This window comes from Paucibacter hankyongi, assembly GCF_037482915.1.
Lineage (GTDB): Bacteria > Pseudomonadota > Gammaproteobacteria > Burkholderiales > Burkholderiaceae_C > Paucibacter_A > Paucibacter_A hankyongi.
This window is the reverse complement of sequence record NZ_JBBHJX010000006.1, coordinates 196,965-215,462: the sequence shown is the minus strand read 5'-3', so window position 1 is coordinate 215,462 and position 18,498 is coordinate 196,965. Positions and strand designations below refer to the sequence as shown.

The following is an 18,498-nucleotide window of genomic DNA, read 5'->3' as shown; positions in this document are numbered from 1 at the left end:
CCACTCAAACGCGCCACTTGCAAGCTTTTGACCCGCGCTGACGAGGGGTTTGTTCGCCGTGGCCGACAATGGCGCCATCCATGAGTCAGCCCCATCCATCATCCCCGCCGCTGAGCATCTTGCAAGAGGTGTTCGGCTACCCCGCGTTCCGCGGTGCCCAAGCCGATATCGTTGACCATGTGGTGGCCGCTGGCGACGCCCTGGTGCTGATGCCCACCGGCGGCGGCAAGAGCCTCTGCTACCAGATCCCCGCCATTGCCCGCCACCGCGCCGGCCAAGGCGTGACCGTGGTGGTCAGCCCCTTGATCGCGCTGATGCATGACCAGGTTGGCGCCTTGGAAGAGGCCGGGGTGCACGCCGCCTTTTTGAACTCCACGCTGAGCAGCGAGCAGGCCAGCCATGTGGAGCGAGAAATGATGGGCGGCCGCCTGGTGATGCTCTACGCCGCGCCGGAGCGCATCACCAACCCACGCTTTCTGGCCCAGCTGGACTCGCTGTATGAACGCGGCCTGTTGAGCCTGTTTGCCATCGACGAGGCACATTGCGTCAGCCAATGGGGGCACGATTTCCGCAGCGAATACCTGGCCCTGTCGCTGCTGCACGAGCGCTACCCCGAGGTGCCGCGCATCGCGCTCACCGCCACCGCCGATGAGCTGACCCGCGCCGACATCATCGAGCGCCTGCGCCTGGAAGAAGCGCGCATTTTCATCAGCAGCTTTGACCGGCCCAATATCCGCTACGCCATTGTCGAAAAAGACAAGCCGCGCGAACAGCTCTTGCGCTTCATCCAAGACGAGCACGCCGACGACGCCGGCGTTGTCTACTGCCAGAGCCGCAAAAAAGTCGAAGAAACCGCCGCCTGGCTGGAGGCCGAAGGCATCAAAGCCCTGCCCTATCACGCCGGCCTAGACGCCGCCGTGCGGCAACGCCACCAAGACCGTTTCTTGCGCGAAGACAGCATCGTGATGGTGGCCACCATCGCCTTCGGCATGGGCATCGACAAACCGGATGTGCGCTTCGTCGCCCACCTGGACCTGCCCAAGAACATCGAGAGCTATTACCAAGAAACCGGCCGTGCCGGCCGCGACGGCGCCCCGGCCGATGCCTGGATGACTTACGGCCTGGCTGATGTGGTGAACCAGCGCCGCATGATCGACGAAAGCCCCGCCGGCGAAGAGTTCAAAAAAGGCCAGCGCGGCAAGCTCGATGCCCTCTTGGCCCTGGCCGAGGCGACCGACTGCCGGCGCGTGCGCCTGCTCAGTTACTTCGGCGAAATGAGCAGCGCTTGCGGCAATTGCGACAACTGCCTGGTTCCGCCCGCCACCTGGGACGGCACCGATGCCGCGCGCAAGCTACTCAGCTGCATCTACCGCTTTCATCAAAACGGCGGCCAGCGTTTTGGCGCCGGCCATTTGATCGATGTGCTGCGCGGCAAGGTCACCGACAAGGTCACGCAATACGGTCACCAAACGCTCAGCACCTGGGCCATCGGCGCCGACCTGCCGGAGACGCAGTGGCGCGCGGTGCTGCGGCAGTTGATCGCGCTCGGCCATGTCTTCACCGAGGGCGAATACCAAACCCTGGCCCTGGCCGACAGCGCCCGCTCGGTGCTGAAGGGCGAGGTGCAACTGCTCTTGCGCGTGCCCAGCGTGGCGCCCAAGAAGGGCAAGCTCTCTCGCGGCAGCAAGCCCAGCGGCTCGGGCCGCAGTTCCGCGCCGGTGGACTTGGACGAGTCCGCTCAGGCCCGCTTCGAGCAACTCAAGGCCTGGCGTGCCGAGGTCGCCAAGGAACATGGCCTGCCGGCCTATGTGATCTTCCAGAACGTGACCCTGGCCGAAATGGCCCGCCAACAGCCGCAGTCACTCGATGAGCTGGGCCAGATCAGCGGCGTGGGGGCGAAGAAGTTGGAAGCCTATGGCGCGGAGATTCTGCGCGTCTTGGATGACGCTTAGGCCATAAAACCCAGGTCCCGCTTGCTGGCGTCGAAGTTCTTCAGATTCGGGAAGATGTCGGCCAAAGAGCCCTCGCTGACGCCCATCCAGCGCCCCAGCGTGGCGCCGAGTTGCTCCACCGAGGTCTCGGGCAGCAGGCTGCCATTGCCGAGCTGATTCGGGCTGCTGTCGAAGTCATTGTTCTTGGCGTTCTTCAGCCCGACGACCGGGAACTTGCCGTAGAACTCGCGGCCCTTGACGGCGCCGCCCATGACGAAATGGTGGCTGCCCCAGCCATGGTCGGTGCCGTCGCCATTGCTGGTGAAGGTGCGGCCAAAATCACTGGCGGTGAAGGTGGTGACGTTGTTGCGCAAGCCCATGGCGCCCAAGGTGTTGTCAAAGTAGGCCAAGGCATGCGAGAGCTTGGCCATCAAGTCGGCCTGGGCGCGGTTCTGCCCGTCATGGGTGTCAAAGCCGCCCATGCTGACAAAGAAGACCTGCCGCCCGGCGCCCAGCGCGCTGCGCGCGCCCATGGTGCGCGCCACCACTTGCAGCTGCTGCGCCAGGTTGTTGTTTGATTTGCCGCCGGTCAGCGGGTTGTCGTACTGCAAGAGCGGATCGGCCGCGCCATTGGCCAGGCCCGGCGTGCCGTAGGGCGCGACATTGACCGCCGGCAAAGCACTGGCAATCAAGGCTTCAGCCGTCAAAGAGCGGCTCACCACGGCTGCATGGTCGCGGCCGATCACGTCGCTATTGCGGCCGCCGCGCATCACATTGCGCATGCGCTCCAGCGCCACGGTGGAGCCGAACAAACTGGTGTCGCTGCCGCCAATGCGGATCGCACCGCGCGTGCTGATCTGATACTGCAAGGCCTGCTGGCCGCTCAGGAACACCGCATTGCCGCCGGCCGAAATGGCGCTGAAGATGGGCTGGGTGTTGCCCGCCATCAGCAGGTCGGCAAAGCGCCCGCCCCAGCCCACCGTGGCGCCTTCCGGCGTCAAGGACTGCCAGGTGGACTGCTGGTCATTGTGCGAATACAGGCCGGCCGGCCGAGCGAAGCTGGCGATCTTCAGATCGGCCTTGGTGGTGGGTCGCACCAGCGGGCCGATATTGGGTAGCACGGCCAAGCGCCCGGCGGCGAAGAGATCGCGCACGCCGGTCATACATGGGTGCAGGCCGAAAGTGCGGCCCTGGTTGCTGATCGGGCTGATGGGCAGCACGCCGCCCAGTCGCTCCGGCGAGCCTGCTCCGGCTCCCATCTGCGGCGCCGTGCCGGGCGCCAGCAAGGCAATCGACTCAGGCGCCTGATTGCGCACCTGGCTGTAGGCCGACCACGAAGCGGCATCGGTGGGCAGCACCATATTGAAGGCGTCATTGCCGCCAAACAAAAAGACGCAGACCAGGGCCTTGTAGTCCCCGGCGGTTTGCGCGTTCGCACTGCTGAGTGCAGCCAGATTTAGGGCCATCGGTGCGGCAGCGCCGAGGCCGGCAATGCCTGCAGCCTGCCGCAAGAAAGCACGCCGCGAGGCCGGGGAATTGAATACGTTTGTGCTCATGGCGCTTCCATCCAGTCAGTTGGGGTCAGAGCATGGCGCTGCGCACCAAGGTCTGACCCACAAGTCCATTATTTTTGAACCAGGTACTCAGGCGACACCAGCGCCAGATAGACGGCCAGCTTGGCGCGGTTGCGCGTCTGGTCATCGACGGTTTTCTGATTGCTGGCATCGGGCTTGAGCGCATCCAGCTTGACCGACTCCACCGCCGCCACCATTTCGGCCTTCAGCGCCGCATTGGCGCGGGCACCCAGCAATTGCTTGCAGACCTGCTCGACCAAGTCGGCCGGCTTGGGCGCCAGCGCCAGCAGCGCCGTCAGGTCGAACTGCACATCGTTGCGGGTCGCTTTGAAGTCCAGGCCGCGCTGGCCGAAGCCGCTGGCCACGCCGTTCTTGATGTAGTTGGCATAGCCGGCCACCGAGGTTTCATGCACCAACTGCAGCTCGGGCATGGCCAGCTTGGCCGCGCCCGATTCACTGCCGGGCAGCACAAAGCCGGGCCGGTAGAAGTTGAACACCGAGGGCGAGCGCATCGGTGACTGGCCCAGTTGGGTGCCGGGGTCATCGGTGCTGCCGATCAGCCAGGCGCCGCTGTCGCTGGTGGCACCCAGTGCGCGCAAGGCAGCCGTGAGGCGCAACACCGGCTCTTGCAGCTTGCCGTAGCTGGGCTGACCGGCCAGCGCCACATCGCGCGCCTCGGCATCCAGCAGAATCGCCTTGACCATGGCCTTCATATCGCCAGCGCCAAAGGCCTTGCTGACGCGCGCCACATAGGCCGGGCTGGGGTTGCTGGTGACAAGGCGCTGAATCATCTGGCGGCCGATGAAGGGGCCTACATTGGCATGCGTGGCCAAGGTGTCCAGGCCCAGCTTCAGGCTGGCGGCCGGATCGGCCTTGTCTTGCGCGGGCAGCACCTTGCCGAGGAAACGCTTCTCGCTGATCGAGTGGAACTGGCTGTAGCCCTGCATGGGCTTGATGGTCCGGTCGGGCGAGCAATAGTCCGGGCACCAGCCCCAGAAGCGACCATCGGCGGTGTCGGCACCGTCCCAGCTGAAGCCGGTGAAGACCTTGGCCATGCCGGCAATGTCATCGGCGGTATAGGTCGGCTTCGGATTGCCGGCCTCCAGCTTGGGGCTGCCATCGGGGTTCAGTTCGATCAGGCCAATGGAGAAGAGCTGCATCACCTCGCGGGCAAAGTTTTCGTCCGGCACGCGGCCGGTCTTGGCGTCTTCCTTTTGGTTCTTCAGGTGCGAGAGATACAAGCCCATGGCCGGGTGCCGGGCCACCTGCTCCAGCAAGTCGCGGTAATTGCCAAAAGCATGGGCCGACAGCACATCCATGTACGACGCCACGCTGCGCGGTTGATTGCCCACATTGTCTTGCGCCATCGAGATCACCATGATCTGGGACAGCGCATAAGCCACCCGCTGGCGCAGCTGGTCCTCACCGGTGATGGCCACCTTGTAGAAGGAGTCCAGCACCTCGCGGGTACCGGCCGAGTTGGCGGGGGCGGCCGCCTTGATGGCCGCGTCGGCGGCGTCCCAGTTGAGGCGATGCGCGCTGGCTGGCTTGGCCAGCTGCTCATCCAGCCAAGGCTCATAACCCTTGTCCATGACGGCAGCAATGCTCGCCTCGGTGGGGCCGAAGCTGGCCTGCATCAAGAAACGCATCGCTTCGTCGCGGCTGCTGGGCTTGGCGATCACCGGCGGCGCGGGCGTGCTGGGCGTGGCGCTGCCACTGTCCGTGCCTGCGGCGCCACCGCCGCCGCCGCAGCCGGCCAACACGACGGTAGCGCTGAACAGCAAGGCCGTCAGGCTACGGCCTGGGCCGCGGGGGGATCGAAAAATAAAACCACTCATACCAAGTGCTCCAGGCTTTGGCCAAGCTGCTGGGGCAGCGCCATGGGCGGCACTCTAATCAGTGCCGCCCATGGCAGGCTGAGGAACTTGGCAAAAGGTGTAGGCAGGTGTTGCGGCCGGCATCGATGCTGCGCCGCAAGCTGCTGCAGCGTGACTTCTTACCGCCGGCTCAGCTCATCTTGAGCGCAGCATCCGCGTGGTTTGCTCCTGCTCATTGAAACGCTGCTGCTCGCTCAAGGGCTTGGCCTGGCCGGCCGCCAATGCGGCCTGATCCAGATTCGCACCCCAGCTCAGGCCGGCCCGCAGCGGCAGTGGCGCGGCCAAGCCATCGACGATATTGGGGCTGAGCCAGGGCATCAGCTCGGTCAACACCAGCTGCAAGCGCGGCCGGATGCTGGGCTCGCCGATGCGGCCGCGCTGGCCCCAGTTGAGGATCAGGTCGGCGCTATTGCTATCGGGGAGCAACTTACCGGCCACCGCGAAGTCGCGCAGCACGCCATAGCGCAGCTGCATCATGCCCTCCTCCACCAACATGGCCGCGTCCTCGCGCGAGTAGCTCTCGCCGCTGGGCACCGAGTAGCTGTAATCGTCATTGACCCGGTCAGCGCTGAAGAAGGCAGTGATGTCGGCCGCTTGGTAGGCGATTTGCTGCGCGCTGGGCGTCTCACCAAAGGACAGCACCCGCGCCAGACCCTGCATCTGGCTGGAATAGAAGGGCAGGCGATTCTTCAAATTCTCGGAGCTGCTCAGCGCCGGCCCGGCCTCGTAGACCCGCTTATTGCTGGGCAGGCCGGCATGGCTGCGCGGCGGCATGAAGTCGGCCGCGTGGGTCAGCTCGTGATACAGCAGGCGACCCAGCTCATAACGCAAATCCTCCAGGCTACGGCTTTGGCGGCCGGCGACCGGATAAGACACGCTGGCATGCTGGTTGTCCTTGACGTAACGCCAGGGGGTCGAAAAGTTCAGAAGCGCGCCGTTATTGCTGCGCGGATCAGGGGCCTCGCTGAGGCTGTCTCGCTGCTCGGGCGTCAACCAGAAATAAGCCGCGTCCAGATAGATGGCGCCGGTGGCGTTCCAGTAAAAAGCCGGCCGCACCCGGCCGCCTATCACCACCGCCGTGACCGACGCCAGCATGCGCCGGTAGTCGCCAAAGCTGTCTTGCTCACGCAGGAAGCGCTCGAACACCTCGCCCATCCAGTCGTTCGACACCAAGACCCGGTCCATCACCTGCTCCACCGTGGGCACGGCGCCACCAGTGGCCTGGCCCAGCAGCGGCAGCTGGCCCAGGGTGCAAAGATTGTTTGGGCTGCTCTTGCTCAGGGCGGCGCTGTAGACACAGTCGCTCAGCGGGCCCGCATAGGGGCTGGCAGCCCGGTAAGGATAGACGCGGGCAATCGCATCCGAGGACGCAAACAAGGGATCGGCCGGCCGCGCCGCTGGCGCCTGCACCAGCAAGGCGAACTGGCCCGTCAAGATGCGGCCATCGGCCAGGCTGATGCTGGCGCGCAGCTGCAGCAGCTGATCGCTGGTGACAACAGGGGCGGTCAGCAGCAGCCGGTTGGCGCTGGTTTCGCCCAAGGTGGCGGTGGGCCCGTCAACTTGGCTCCAGCTGTAGCTGGCGCCGGTCAGCTCGGCCTCACTCAAGCCGCTCGGCCAGGCGCGCAAAGAAGTCTTGCCGCCCGACACGACCGAGGGCTCGGCCCGCAGCGTCAAACGCGCGACGTCGGCGGCCGGCTCGGCCTTGAAGGTCACGGCCGCCTTGTAGCTGCGGTCCTTGGCATCGGTGTAGCCCAACTCAAAGCCGTAGCTGCCTGCCACCGCGGGCTCGAGGCTGATCGCCGCCGAGCCCGCAGACAAGGGCTTCAATGTCGGCCCACTGGTCTGCGTCCAGCGTATCTGGCTCAGCGCTGCGCTGCTGCACGAGAGCAAGGCCAGCTCGCTATTGCGCCCCTGCTGCGGCGCAGCCTCCTGGGCCAAGCGGGCCACCGAGCCAGCCTGACAGACGGCACTCAGCGGCGGCACTTCAAGCGGCGCAGGCTCGGGGCTGCCGCTACCGCCGCCGCCACCTCCACCGCAGGCCGCCAGCAACAGACTGAGCAGCCAGCTGGCGCGTCGCATTGGTGTCACGAAATTGCTTGTCATCTCCATCCCCTGTGGGCCGTACGCTGTTTGGTTTTTTTGGCGTCTGTGCAAGGTGAATCATCACGGTGGTTTGGGGCGCTCTGCGCGCGACCTGAACATTCCCTTCGACAAAGGCATGCCAAACTGGCCCGATGTTACAAGCCGTCGCGCGCCGCATCGCCCCGCTGGGGCTGCCCTTCAAATTGCTGCTGATCAGCGATACCTTGATGCTGCTGTCGCTGATGGTGGGGCATGTGGCCGTGCCCTGGTGGGTGGCCACCCAAGGCGGCGCCGCCGAGTTGGCGTTGTTTGCCGCCACCCTGTCCGCAGCCTCTTTTGTGGCCCTGCCCCTGCTGTCGCCCTTGGGTGACCGCATCTCCAAACGCCGCTTGATTGCCGGAGGCCTGATGCTGATGGCCGCCGAGGGCGTGGTCCTGGCCGCCCTGGCCCAGGCCGGCTACTACCATCTGAGTTGGGTGATCGCGCTGGAGTTGCTGGCGGTGATTGCCATGGCGGCCATCATGCCGGCCTCGCTGAGCATCGTGGCCGAACTGCTGCCGCCGGCCCAGCTGACCGAAGGTCTGGGCCTACAAAAAAGCGCCCAGGCGATCGGCCGGCTGATGGGGCCGGTCTTGGGCGGAGCCCTACTGGCCGCCGCCGGAACCGCGCCCACCTTGTGGTTGCACGCCTTGCTACTGGTCTGTGCGGCCGTGCTGGCCCTGCGGATCAAGACCGCCACGCCGGTCGATCAAGGCGCCAAAAAAGACTTTTTGAGGGAGTTACGCGCCGGCCTGGCCGCCAAATGGAAGATGCCGATGGAGCGCGGCTGGACCTTTGTGTCCTTCTTGGTGATGATTTTCTTCGGCCCTGGCATCGGCATGCTGCTGCCGCTGAAGGTTCAGTCGCTAGGCCTGTCGGCGGTGTGGCTGGGCGCCTGCGAAGCCAGTTTGTCGGCCGGCCTGCTGCTCGGCTCGCTGGGCGGTTCGGTCTGGCTGGCGCAGCGCATTGGGCGCTTCAATGCCAGCCTGAGCGCGATCTTGGTGGAAGGCTTGGTCATGCTGGGCATCGGCTTGACGCATGCGCCGCTGCTGATGGTGCTGGGCTTCGGCCTGTTCGGCGCCTGCATTGCCACCGTGCAGATGGTCGGTCAGACACACCGCCTCTTGGCCATGCCCCAGAGCTACCGGGCTCGCATGACGGCCGTCAATATGATGGCCATGCAGGTGGCCGGCGTGTTGGGGCCAGGTCTTGCCGGCCTGACCCTGTTGCGCAGCAATGTCGACTGGGTCTATGGCCTGTTCGGCCTGGGCCTCTTCACGGTCGGGCTGGGCTATCTGTGGGTGCCCGGCTACCGGGCCTTCCTGAATCTGCCCCACGCCGAAGCCGAGGGGCGTTACGTCAAGGACTACCCGCAGCTGTTCCGCTGACCGATCAAGACCGGGCGCGGCCTTCAATCAACACGGTCGGCAGTTGCTGGACCATGACGCCCTGCAGCTGCGCCGTCACCACTCGTCCGGCCTGCTTCTCCACCTTTTGCTGCGCTTCGGCCTGGTCGGCCAGATTCAGCCCGAGCACGGCCGAGGCCGCAACCGCGCCCAGCGCGGTCAAAAAAGTACTCAGAAGGGATGTGTTAAAGCTGGTTTTCATGGCCGGTACTCCTTGGTGTTGAGGGTGCTCCTCTGTTGCAATGTCTGCAGTGTCCTGAAAACCGCGCCGCGGCGCAGCCGGCAAGCGACGAAACGCGCGCTTTAGCGGGCGAAGTGAGATTGGCTGCGACGAATGGTCGCCCTTGCATGACCGCGCCGCCTGGGCCTCTGTGCGCAGCCAGCCCGGCGGCGTTCTGGTGGGCGATGCGGCGCGGGTCAGCGGTAACGAGCGAGCAATCGACCCAGAGCACCGCTGTTGCTGAACTCGGCAATGGCGCCATTCAAACGGTCCAACTTCAGCTCGCTGCGCGGTGACAAAGCGCAAGCCATGGCCAACTGAGACACCTTGAAATCGGGATGCAGGTCCAGCTTCAACATACCCTGGCGACGCTGGTAATCGATGTAGCGCTGATTGGCGACCGCATATTGCATGCGCCCAATCTCCAGCTTGCGAAGATTGGCGCCCATGGTCGGCGCGTCCTCGCGCACAAAGCCTGCGCCCAGTTGCCTTTGCAGTTCAGGGTACGCAAAGCCGCTGACCGTGCCGATCGGTTTGCCGGCCAGATCGCTCAGCTGACGTGGCATGGCGGCGCTGCGCAGGCTCAAGACCAGTTCGTTGTCGGGGAGGAAGGGTTCGCTCCAATCGAAGGGTCCAAGCAGCCATTGCGGCAGATAGGCGCAGGCAATGTCAGCCTGCCCCTGCTCCAAACGCTCGACGATGCGTTTGCGGGGCAAGACCATAAAGCGCGCCCGCAGCCCCATTTGCGCCGCCAAGCCCTCGGCCAAGTCGCGGTGAATCCCGCTGCGAACCTCGTTGTTCTGCAACTCGGCCCAAGGCAGTTGCGTGCTGGCATCCACCGCGAACACCAACGTGCCTGGCGCAGCCTGAATGGGCCCGACGCAAGCGCCCGCTAGTGCGAGGACCCTTGCGAACAAAAACAGCCGCCGACCAGCCGACAAGACCATAGTGATGCGCCCAGCATTGCCTCAATGCCCCGAGCTTAGCGCCTTCACATGTCATCAGCGCTGTGACGAGCGCAAACCTTGGCAGCGCCCGAGCAAAGCCTCAGTACTTGTCGTCAAACGCAAAAATCGGCTTGCGCGTCTTCCACTTGCCTTCGGTGAAGTCGGGGAAAGGCAAGGTCTTGAAACCCTCGGCAATCGACTGCTCCGACAAGGGCGTGATGGCGCTCCAGGCGACCGCGTCGTAGATGTCGATGGGCATGGGCGCGTCGGCCTTCAGCGCTTCGACAAAGGCGTTGATGACGAACCAGTCCATGCCGCCATGGCCGGCGCCGGCGGCGGTGGCGGCGTGCTTCTTCCACAAGGGGTGTTCGAACTTGTCTTGGTAGGCCTGGAAGTCCTCCCACTGGTGCGGCGGACTGATGCCTTCCACATGCACCGAGTGGTTCAGATCCATCCACAAGCCGTTCGTGCCCTGCACGCGGAAGCCCAGCGAATAGGGGCGCGGCAGCGAGGTGTCGTGCTGCAGCAGAATCGTTTCGCCGTTTTCGCAGGCCAAGGTGGTGGTGACGATGTCGCCCAGCTTGAACTTGACCTTGGCGTTCGGGTGCTCCTTCGTGCCCTTTTTGTTGGCCACATAGTCCTGCAGACCACGCGCCTTGCTGGCGAAGGCATTGATGTGGGTGAAGCGATTGCCGCGATGGATATTGGTGTACATCGCGCAGGGACCGATGCCGTGGCTGGGGTAGAGCTCGCCATTGCGCTGCACCGAATGCTCGGTGCGCCAGCGCGCCTCCGACCAGCCTTTTTCTCCGAACTCGACACCGCTGCCGTAAGGCTCGGTCGGCTTGCCGGAGTTGAATTTCACCGCGCGCAAATCATGCTGATAGCCGCCCTGCAGATGCACCAGCTCGCCAAACATCTGCGCCCGCACCATCTGCAGCACCGTCATCACATCGCGGCGGTAGCAGACGTTCTCCAGCAGCATGTACGGCGTGCCGGTGCGCTGCTGGGTGCGCAGCACATTCCAATGGTCCTGCAGAGTGATGCCGGCCACCACCTCGCAGCCCACCGCCACTTTGGCTTCCATGGCCGCAATCGCCATCGGTGCATGCAACTCCCAAGGCGTGGCGATGATGACGCCGTCCAGATTCTTCTGCGCCAACAGCTGCAGATAAGCCTGCTTGTCGCCGCTCTCGCCATAGGTCTGCGGCTTGGGCTTCTCGAACTTTTCCACCATGGCCAGCGCACGGCCCAGCATGATGGGCTCGATATCGCACAAGGCCACCACCTCCACGTCCTCGCGGCGCAGCAGCTCCTTGAGCAAGACCTGACCCCGCATGCCGGTGCCGATCAAACCCAAGCGCAAGCGCTCACGCGTGGCCGCCATGGCGGGGCGGAGCAGGCCGGCGGCGCCCAGGGTCGCTGCGGTGGAGGAGAGAAAACTGCGTCTTTTCATCTTCGTGGTCTCTGAATCATCAACAAGGCGGAGCCAACAAGGCGGAGCCAACAAGGCGGAGCCAACAAGGCGGAGCCAACAAGGCGGAGCCAACAAGGCGGAGCCAACAAGGCGGAGCCAACAAGGCGGAGCCAACAAGGCGGAGCCAACAAGGCGGCGCGCCGCACCGCCTATTACCCTTCGCCTATTGTCAATCGGCTCAGGCGGCTCAAACAGCGGCCCCTGAGTCGGGGCCGCCGGGTTTTCACCAGAACTTGTAGCTGGCCGACAAGCTGTACACACGGCCGAACAGGTTCAGGCTGTGGTCATAGCCTTCCCAGCCGTTCGGGTCGTAATAGGGTTTGGTATTCAGCACGTTCTTGATGTTGAGGCCCAGGTTCAAATCCTTCATCGGGGTCCAGTTGAAGCCCAGGCTAACTTCGTAATGCGCCGGCACGCCGCCGCACTGGTTGGACGCCAAAGCCACGCCACCAGCGGTGCAGGTGCTGGGGTTGTTGTCCGCCTCGTCCGCGTCGTCATAAGCCCATTTGCGGCTGCCGGTGTAGTTGACGAACAAGGTGCTGCCAAAGTTGTTCAGCTGCCAGGCGGCGCTGAAGGTGGCGCGCAGCTTGGGATTCTCGTAGTAGCCAACCTTGTTGACGGTGAAGCTGCCGGCGTCGTCATCCTTGTGCTTGTTGCGGTTCATGATGGTTGCAGCAAGGCCCAGATTCAGGCGACCCATATCGCCCAAGCTGAAGCGGGCGTGCGAGTCGATGTCAAAGCCATCGGTCAACGTGGCGCCGCGGTTCAGATAGCGATTGCTCATGCCGGCCAGCAGACCCACCGAGTACTTGGGCGCACCGCCCACGCACGCCGCAGCATTCGCGGGGTTGGCACACATGGCGGCCGCTGCGGCAATATTGGCGCGGTCTTCGTCGCTGATGCCGCTGCGGATCACGCCGGGCGCGCCAGCCAGGGTCGGGCCGTATTGCTTGGCATACTCGTCGTACAACTCCTGGAAGTCTTGACGCACGATCTCGTTGCGGCGGTAGATGAACCAGTAGTCGGCCGAGATGTCAAAAGCCTTGGCCGGCTGCAGGACAAAGCCCAGCGTCGAGATCTTGGCGGTCTCGGGCTTGAGGTCTTTGTTTGGCGGCGTGAGGCCAGCGATATTGATGCTGCAGTCGCGGTTCAGCAGCGACTTACCCAGGTCCTGGTCGGTGCTGCTGCTGGATTTCTTCAGCAGATTGGCCAGAGCATTGGTTTCATCGCAACGCACCTTGTCCTTCATGCCGCCGCGCTGGGCAAACACACCGCCCTCGCCGGATTCGGCCAGGTTGGGCGCACGGAAGCCTTCCGAGTAAGTGCCGCGCAGCAGCAGCTCCGGCATGGCGCGGAACTTCAGGCCCACTTTGGGAGCCAAATTGGCGCCGAAATGGGGGTATTTGTCCAAGCGCAGAGCCGCGTCCAGCTCCAAGCTCTTGGTGATGGGCACGATGGCTTCACCAAACACCGCGCCGATGGTGCGCTTGCCGTCAAACCAAGAGCCGCCTTGCTGGGTGATGCGTCCGTCCGCCGCATCCTTGTTGCCCGGGGTGACAAAAGACTCCTGCATCACGCTGGCGCCGAAAGCGGTGCGCACATCGCCGGCGGGCAGCTTGGCCACCGTGCCTTCGATCTTGCCGTCCAAAGTGACCAGGCGGGTCCAAGACTGGATGTCAAAGGTCGGGAAGGCTTCGCGCACCAGCTGCGCATTCTTCTCGTTGATGACGCCAAACTCATACGCCGGCTTGTCGGCAATGATTCTGCGGCCGCTCACCGGGTCGGTGCTGAAGGGGCCGAAAGCCTTCTCGAAACCGGCGGTGTTGATGTTCACCGTTTGGAACAGTGTGGAGTGGCTGCCAGCGGCGCTCAAGGCGGTCTCATAGTCCCACTCGCCCAGCGAACCGCGCAGGCCGGCCACCACGCGGTAGCTCTCGTCCTTGTTCTTCTGGCCGAAATGGCCCACCGCGTCTTGCAGCAGATAGGTCAAACCAGCGGTGCCGCCCATCTTGTCCTTCAAAGCCGGGCTCAACTTGTTATAGACGTTATTGGGGCCAAGGAAGGGGTTGACGAAGGTGTTGAGCGTGGTGCCGGTGTTGCGCGAGTACCAGTTGATGGTGCGGCCGCTGTTGAAAGCACCGGGGCCGTTTTCGCCGCGCATGTCGATGCGGGTGAAGGCGGCTTCGGCAAAGCCTTCCATCGTCGGGCTGATGTTCAAGCGACCGGCCAGATAGCCGGTGGCGCGGCTGGACTTGGGGCCGGTGTCCAACTGGTAAGGCAAGGTGTTCCAGATGCAACGCTTGCCCGAGGCTTCGGCAAAGGTGGTGGTGCAACCGGGTGCCGGCTCTTGCAAGCGGGCATTGCCCTTGGCCTTGTCGAACACGAACAAAGTGCCGTTGTTGACCACACCCGGCTCGGAGCCAATGCCCAGGCGGAAGTTGCTGACGAAGTTCGGGTTGTTCTCGTAGAACTGGGCCGGGCGCTTGTCGTAGGTGTCGGCCAGCGCAATGCGGTCGCGCTTGAACAGATTGATCGAGCCGTAGATATTGAAGCGGTCGCGGTCAAAGTCGCCAAAGCCATAGGTGGCGCTGGCCTGGTGTTCGCCAAAGGTCTTGACGTCGGCCGAGCGGTCGGTGCTGACTTTGACTTCCAGGCCTTGGTAAGAGCGTTTGGTGATGACGTTGATGACGCCGGCCATGGCGTCCGAGCCATAGATGGCGGAGGCGCCGTCGGTCAGAATTTCCATGCGCTCGACCGCAGCAGCCGGGATGGTGTCGATATTGACGAACTGGGTTTGGAAGCCCTCAGGCGCGCCGTAGAAGGACAGGCGGCGACCGTTCAAGAGCACCAGCGTGCCCTGCGCACCAATGCCGCGCAGATTGGCTTGCGAAGCGCCATCGGAGCCGGTGAACATGGAGCGGAAGTCTTGCTGGCCCGGCTTGGCGGCGGGCAAGTTGTCCAGCACCTGCAGCAAGGTGCGAGCGCCCATGCTTTCGATTTCTTTGGCGGTCACCACCTGCACCGGCGAGGCGGTTTCGGCATTCACCCGTTTGATGCTGGAGCCGGTGACTTCAACACGCTCCAAGGATTCGGCCTGGGCCGCGCAAACAACAGTCGTCAAGCCAGCGGTGGCCAGCAAGGCCGCCAATTTCGTCAGTTTCATCGCTATCTCCTGGTAGATTGGGGCGAGCTTTGCCGCCACCTTGTTTTTCAACGGTGTTCTTCTTGACCGCCCGAAGGCGGCATTTGCTTACTGCGGAGGTTTTTCTTCTTCGACTTCAGCGGGGTGCTGCGGGCCTGACTGCGGCCCTTGCCCCTTCCTGCCCGATCAGGGCCGCATTGGCCCAGTTGCCGCAGACCTTGGCCGGGGCTCCCGCCGCGGCCAGGCTGCGCAATTCCAAGTGGCTGATGCCACGGACATCCAACTCCGGCTTGACCACCGCCGGAGCCTGCATGGCACCGCTGCTGAACAGCAGACGGCCATCGCCCCAGACCTGGAACTCCATGCCGCCGGCCTTGCGGCAGCTGTCGTCAATGCCCACGTCGGCACGGAACAAGTGCCAGTTGCCGCTCAGATTCAGCGTCAGGCCTTGACCCGGACGTACACCCAGGCCCTTGCGGAACAGCAGGCCATTCATGCGCATCTCGGTGCCGCCGCTGGCCGGCCTGTCGAGCCCGAGCTTGGGCATTGCCTTCAGATCGCTGAGATAGCTTTGCTGCTCTTCGCCCTGCGGCGCGCGGTACTCCAAGACATGGAAGCTCGACAACACAATCGGCTCAACATCGCTGGCCGCCAGCGCATTGAAGGCCTTGGCGGGCGCTTTCTCCTGGGCAACCGCGGTCACCATCGGGTCGGCCGCACTGGCGCTCACACCTTCGCCATCCCCCTCTGGGTTGTGCGTACTCAAGACGCGGAATCGCAGCAAACGTCCGGCCGCCGGCTTGGCGAAGTTGATGGTCTGCAAGCCTTCCTGCAGCCGCAGTCGCCCCGTCTGCACCGGCTTGCCCCAATCGCCGTTGTTGTCGCCCAGATAGACCTCGTAGTCGCAGATCTGGCCGTGCTTCCAGTTTTTGTCATTGCGCGGTGCCAGTTCGATACCGTCGATCAGACGGCGCTCACCCAGGCCCAGCACCCACTCATGCGGGCCGGCGCGCATGGCCTGGTTGCGGGTGGTGCGGAACCAGGTGTCGTGCTTGCCGTCGAAGGCGTTCTCGATCGGGTGACCGGGCTCCTCGCCGGGGCGGTTGACCACGGTCAGGCTGTCGGCCGGCACCTGGCGGCCCAGCTCTGGCGCGGCCGGGAAGTCCTCATTCAGGGTCAGCGGCGTGTCGGCGCTGATCTTCACGAGGAACTGCGCGGCATGGCGGATTGAGCGCTGCGCGGTCTTGATATGGACGGTGCCGTACTTGTCTTGCGCATCAAAGAACCAACCCTGGCCGGCCGCCTCGAACGCGGCCCGGTCACCGAAGGCCGGCAGCACCTGGCCGCCCAACTCCACCGACTGCGGGCGGGCATGGGTGTGCACCATCAAGGCCAGGCTGCGCTGCGCTAACTGGCCGGCGTATTCACCGACGACCGCACCGACCTCGATGCGCACATCACCGGCGCCCTGCGTGACCGCGCTCATGCGAATCTCTTGGCGGCTGCTCTTGGCCTGCTCGCGGTACTGGCGCGTCAGGCCATCGTCTTCATAGATCGTGCTGCTGGACTCCCCATGCGGGTACAGATCCAGGGTCAGCTGATCCTTGGGTTTATGCCCGTCATAGAGCATCTCTGGGTACATCGGCAAGATGGCACCGGCGCGCACAAATACCGGCAGCTTGTCCAGCGTCACCTGCAGATCAAGCGAGCGGCCGTCCTTGCCGGCGCGGGCCAGGCGGCCGTCCCAGTAGTCAAACCACGCGCCCTCGGGCAGGTAGATGTTTTTGCGCCAGCCGCTCGAGGCGGCCTGACTGCGATAGACCGGCGCCACCAAGAGTTCACGGCCCAGCAGGAATTGGTATTTGTGCGCCTCGGTGTTGGCGTTCGGGTCCTTCGGGTGGTCCCACATCAGGCCGCGCACGATCGGCGCGCCGCTGGCCTCGGCCTCTTCGGCCAGGGTGTACATATAGGGCGTCAGCCGCATCTTCAGCTTCAGATATTTGCGGTTGATGCTGCGGTAGGGCTCCTCATAGGCCCAGGGATGCTTGCGCGCCTGCGCGGCCCAGCCGCTCATGCCCATCAGCACCGGGGTGAAGGTCTTCCACTGCAGATCGCGGGTGAAGGTCTCCGGGCTGCCGCCAAAGATGGCGTCCACATCACCGGTGGCATAGACCTGGCCCGACAAGGCCGAGCCAATCAACGTGGGGATGTGCCAGCGGATGTAATCCCAGCTGCTGCTTTGATCACCGGTCCAGGTGACGGCATAGCGCTGAATGCCGGCCCAGCCCATCACGGTCCACAGAAACGGCCGCGCGTCGGAGTTGTCCAGAATGCCGTTGAAAGCCGACTGGTTCGCGTCCATGGCGAACTGATAGCCCTGGCCGGTCCAGGCCACATCGAGCTTTTGCGCACGGGTACCGGCACTGCCGACTTCCCACTTGATCTTGTCGACGCCGTTCTCGGTCCACAAGCCGGTACGGAAACCCAGCTCGCTCAGGCCCTTCACCACCTGCGGTAGCTCGGTGTACCCACAGCCATAGCCATCATTCGGCAAGATCCAGCCGCCGGGCATGTCGTGCTCGCGGTACTTCTTGGCCACCGACTCGATCACGTCCGGCGTCTTGCCGGTCGGGCCATCGCTCCAGCCCTTGGGCACGGTGCCGGGCTTCTTGACGTTATCGCCGTCGTTATAGCAGTCGGCGTCGCCATACTCATAAGCCCAGCGCGGCAGCAGACGGGCACGGCCGGTCAGCTCGGTGTAACGGGCCAAGACCTCACGCGGACCGTCGCCGACAAAGTAGTAGGCATCGAAACGCCCCTCTTGGTGTTGCAGCGAAATCTGCTCCGGCTGGCGCAGGTCGTAGCTGCCGTCGCTCCAGGTATTGCGCAAAACACCCCAACCGCGCGAGCTCATCAAGAACGGCGCAGGGCTGGGCCGGTCGCCCTCCTCCCAACCGCCGGAGTAGCCCACCTCGAGCTGCTTGCCCTTGAATTCAAACCGGCCGTTTTGCTGACCGCCGCCAAAGAAGCGCTCTTGCTTGCTGCTGGCGAGGGTCTGTACGCTCAGCTTGTCGGCCAGATCAAGCGACTGGGTTTCGCTCCAGACCAGGGTCTGGTTGTCGTCCTTGTAAAGCGCAAAGCGCAGCGGCTTCTTATGGATGCGCAGCGCCAGCTGTGAGGTCTTCAGCAACCAATGGTCACCCAGGTCGCTCATGCTGTGCTCGACCTTGTCGGCATAGCGCCCCACCACGATGGGCGCGGCCTTGTCCTCGGCCGGCAGCAACTGATCTTTGCTGCCCGCCCAGATGCGCAAGACATCGGCCCGCAAGAGACTGACCCGCACACGCACCTTGGCGTCGGTGCGCAAGTCCCAATGCTGCTGGCCCTGGCCCAGCGCGCCAGCGTCTGGCACGACCAGCGGCGTCAACTCACGCAAATTGCCAACGGGCGCCGCTTGGGCCGAGCCGGCCGCACCCGCCAACAGCCAGGCCGCCAGCCCCAGGCCCGCACCGATAGGCAATGGCCCGGCGCGCAAACCCGTTTTCATGCTGAGGAAATTTCTTGTCTTCACGGCCATCAATCGAAATGAGTTGAGCGGACTCTAGGCAGGACAACCGGCAGTGTCAAACCAACGAAAACAACAACGAAAGATAAAAGCCGAAAATTCAGTGAAAACCACTAGATTTTTTTGATTGAAACGAAACTTAACAAATCGTCAATCAAGCCTTGAGAGTGCCGTTTCAGCGCGGCAAGCCCAGCAACAATCGAAAGAGACTCGGATCAATTCGATCCAGGCCGGAATT

Annotated in this window: 10 protein-coding genes; 2 read left to right on the top strand and 8 right to left on the bottom strand. The window is 64.0% G+C overall.

Annotation, left to right across the window (positions count from 1 at the left end; translation table 11 throughout):
* Positions 1–80: 80 nt before the first annotated feature.
* Positions 81–1,952, top strand: a complete 1,872-nt coding sequence (gene recQ, locus WG899_RS11830; protein WP_339595853.1) for a DNA helicase RecQ — start codon at positions 81–83, stop codon at positions 1,950–1,952.
* On the opposite strand, the gene WG899_RS11825 is transcribed toward recQ, so the two are convergent.
* From WG899_RS11825 to WG899_RS11815, 3 genes are all read right to left on the bottom strand, one after another.
* Positions 1,949–3,487 (bottom strand): DUF1501 domain-containing protein, encoded by a 1,539-nt coding sequence (locus WG899_RS11825; RefSeq protein ID WP_339595852.1) that lies wholly within the window; start codon positions 3,485–3,487, stop codon positions 1,949–1,951. The two genes, recQ and WG899_RS11825, sit on opposite strands and share 4 nt — an antisense overlap.
* 68 nt (positions 3,488–3,555) lie before the next feature.
* Entirely contained in the window at positions 3,556–5,343 is a 1,788-nt protein-coding gene (locus WG899_RS11820; RefSeq protein WP_339595851.1) for a DUF1800 domain-containing protein, read from the bottom strand.
* Positions 5,344–5,517: 174 nt separating this feature from the next.
* Entirely contained in the window at positions 5,518–7,485 is a 1,968-nt protein-coding gene (locus WG899_RS11815; protein WP_339595850.1) for a hypothetical protein, read from the bottom strand.
* Between the two features lie 131 nt (positions 7,486–7,616).
* On the opposite strand from WG899_RS11815, the gene WG899_RS11810 reads away from it, so the two are divergent.
* The gene (locus WG899_RS11810; protein ID WP_339595849.1) at positions 7,617–8,891 is read left to right on the top strand and encodes an MFS transporter; all 1,275 of its coding nucleotides are present in this window, start codon (positions 7,617–7,619) and stop codon (positions 8,889–8,891) included.
* Between the two features lie 4 nt (positions 8,892–8,895).
* Here the strand turns inward: WG899_RS11810 and WG899_RS11805 are convergent, their stop codons facing one another.
* The 5 genes from WG899_RS11805 to WG899_RS11785 all read right to left on the bottom strand — a co-directional run bounded on the left by WG899_RS11805 (position 8,896) and on the right by WG899_RS11785 (position 18,242).
* Positions 8,896–9,111 (bottom strand): hypothetical protein, encoded by a 216-nt coding sequence (locus WG899_RS11805; RefSeq protein WP_339595848.1) that lies wholly within the window; start codon positions 9,109–9,111, stop codon positions 8,896–8,898.
* 215 nt (positions 9,112–9,326) lie between these two features.
* The gene (locus WG899_RS11800; RefSeq protein ID WP_339595847.1) at positions 9,327–9,968 is read right to left on the bottom strand and encodes a substrate-binding periplasmic protein; all 642 of its coding nucleotides are present in this window, start codon (positions 9,966–9,968) and stop codon (positions 9,327–9,329) included.
* A 208-nt stretch (positions 9,969–10,176) separates the two neighbouring features.
* Positions 10,177–11,532, bottom strand: coding sequence for a Gfo/Idh/MocA family protein (locus WG899_RS11795; protein ID WP_339595846.1), 1,356 nt, complete (start codon positions 11,530–11,532; stop codon positions 10,177–10,179).
* Positions 11,533–11,776: 244 nt separating this feature from the next.
* Positions 11,777–14,716, bottom strand: coding sequence for a TonB-dependent receptor plug domain-containing protein (locus WG899_RS11790; RefSeq protein ID WP_339595845.1), 2,940 nt, complete (start codon positions 14,714–14,716; stop codon positions 11,777–11,779).
* Positions 14,717–14,831: 115 nt separating this feature from the next.
* On the bottom strand, positions 14,832–18,242 hold the full coding sequence (locus WG899_RS11785; protein ID WP_339595844.1) for a TIM-barrel domain-containing protein: 3,411 nt from the start codon (positions 18,240–18,242) through the stop codon (positions 14,832–14,834).
* Between the last annotated feature and the right edge of the window lie 256 nt (positions 18,243–18,498).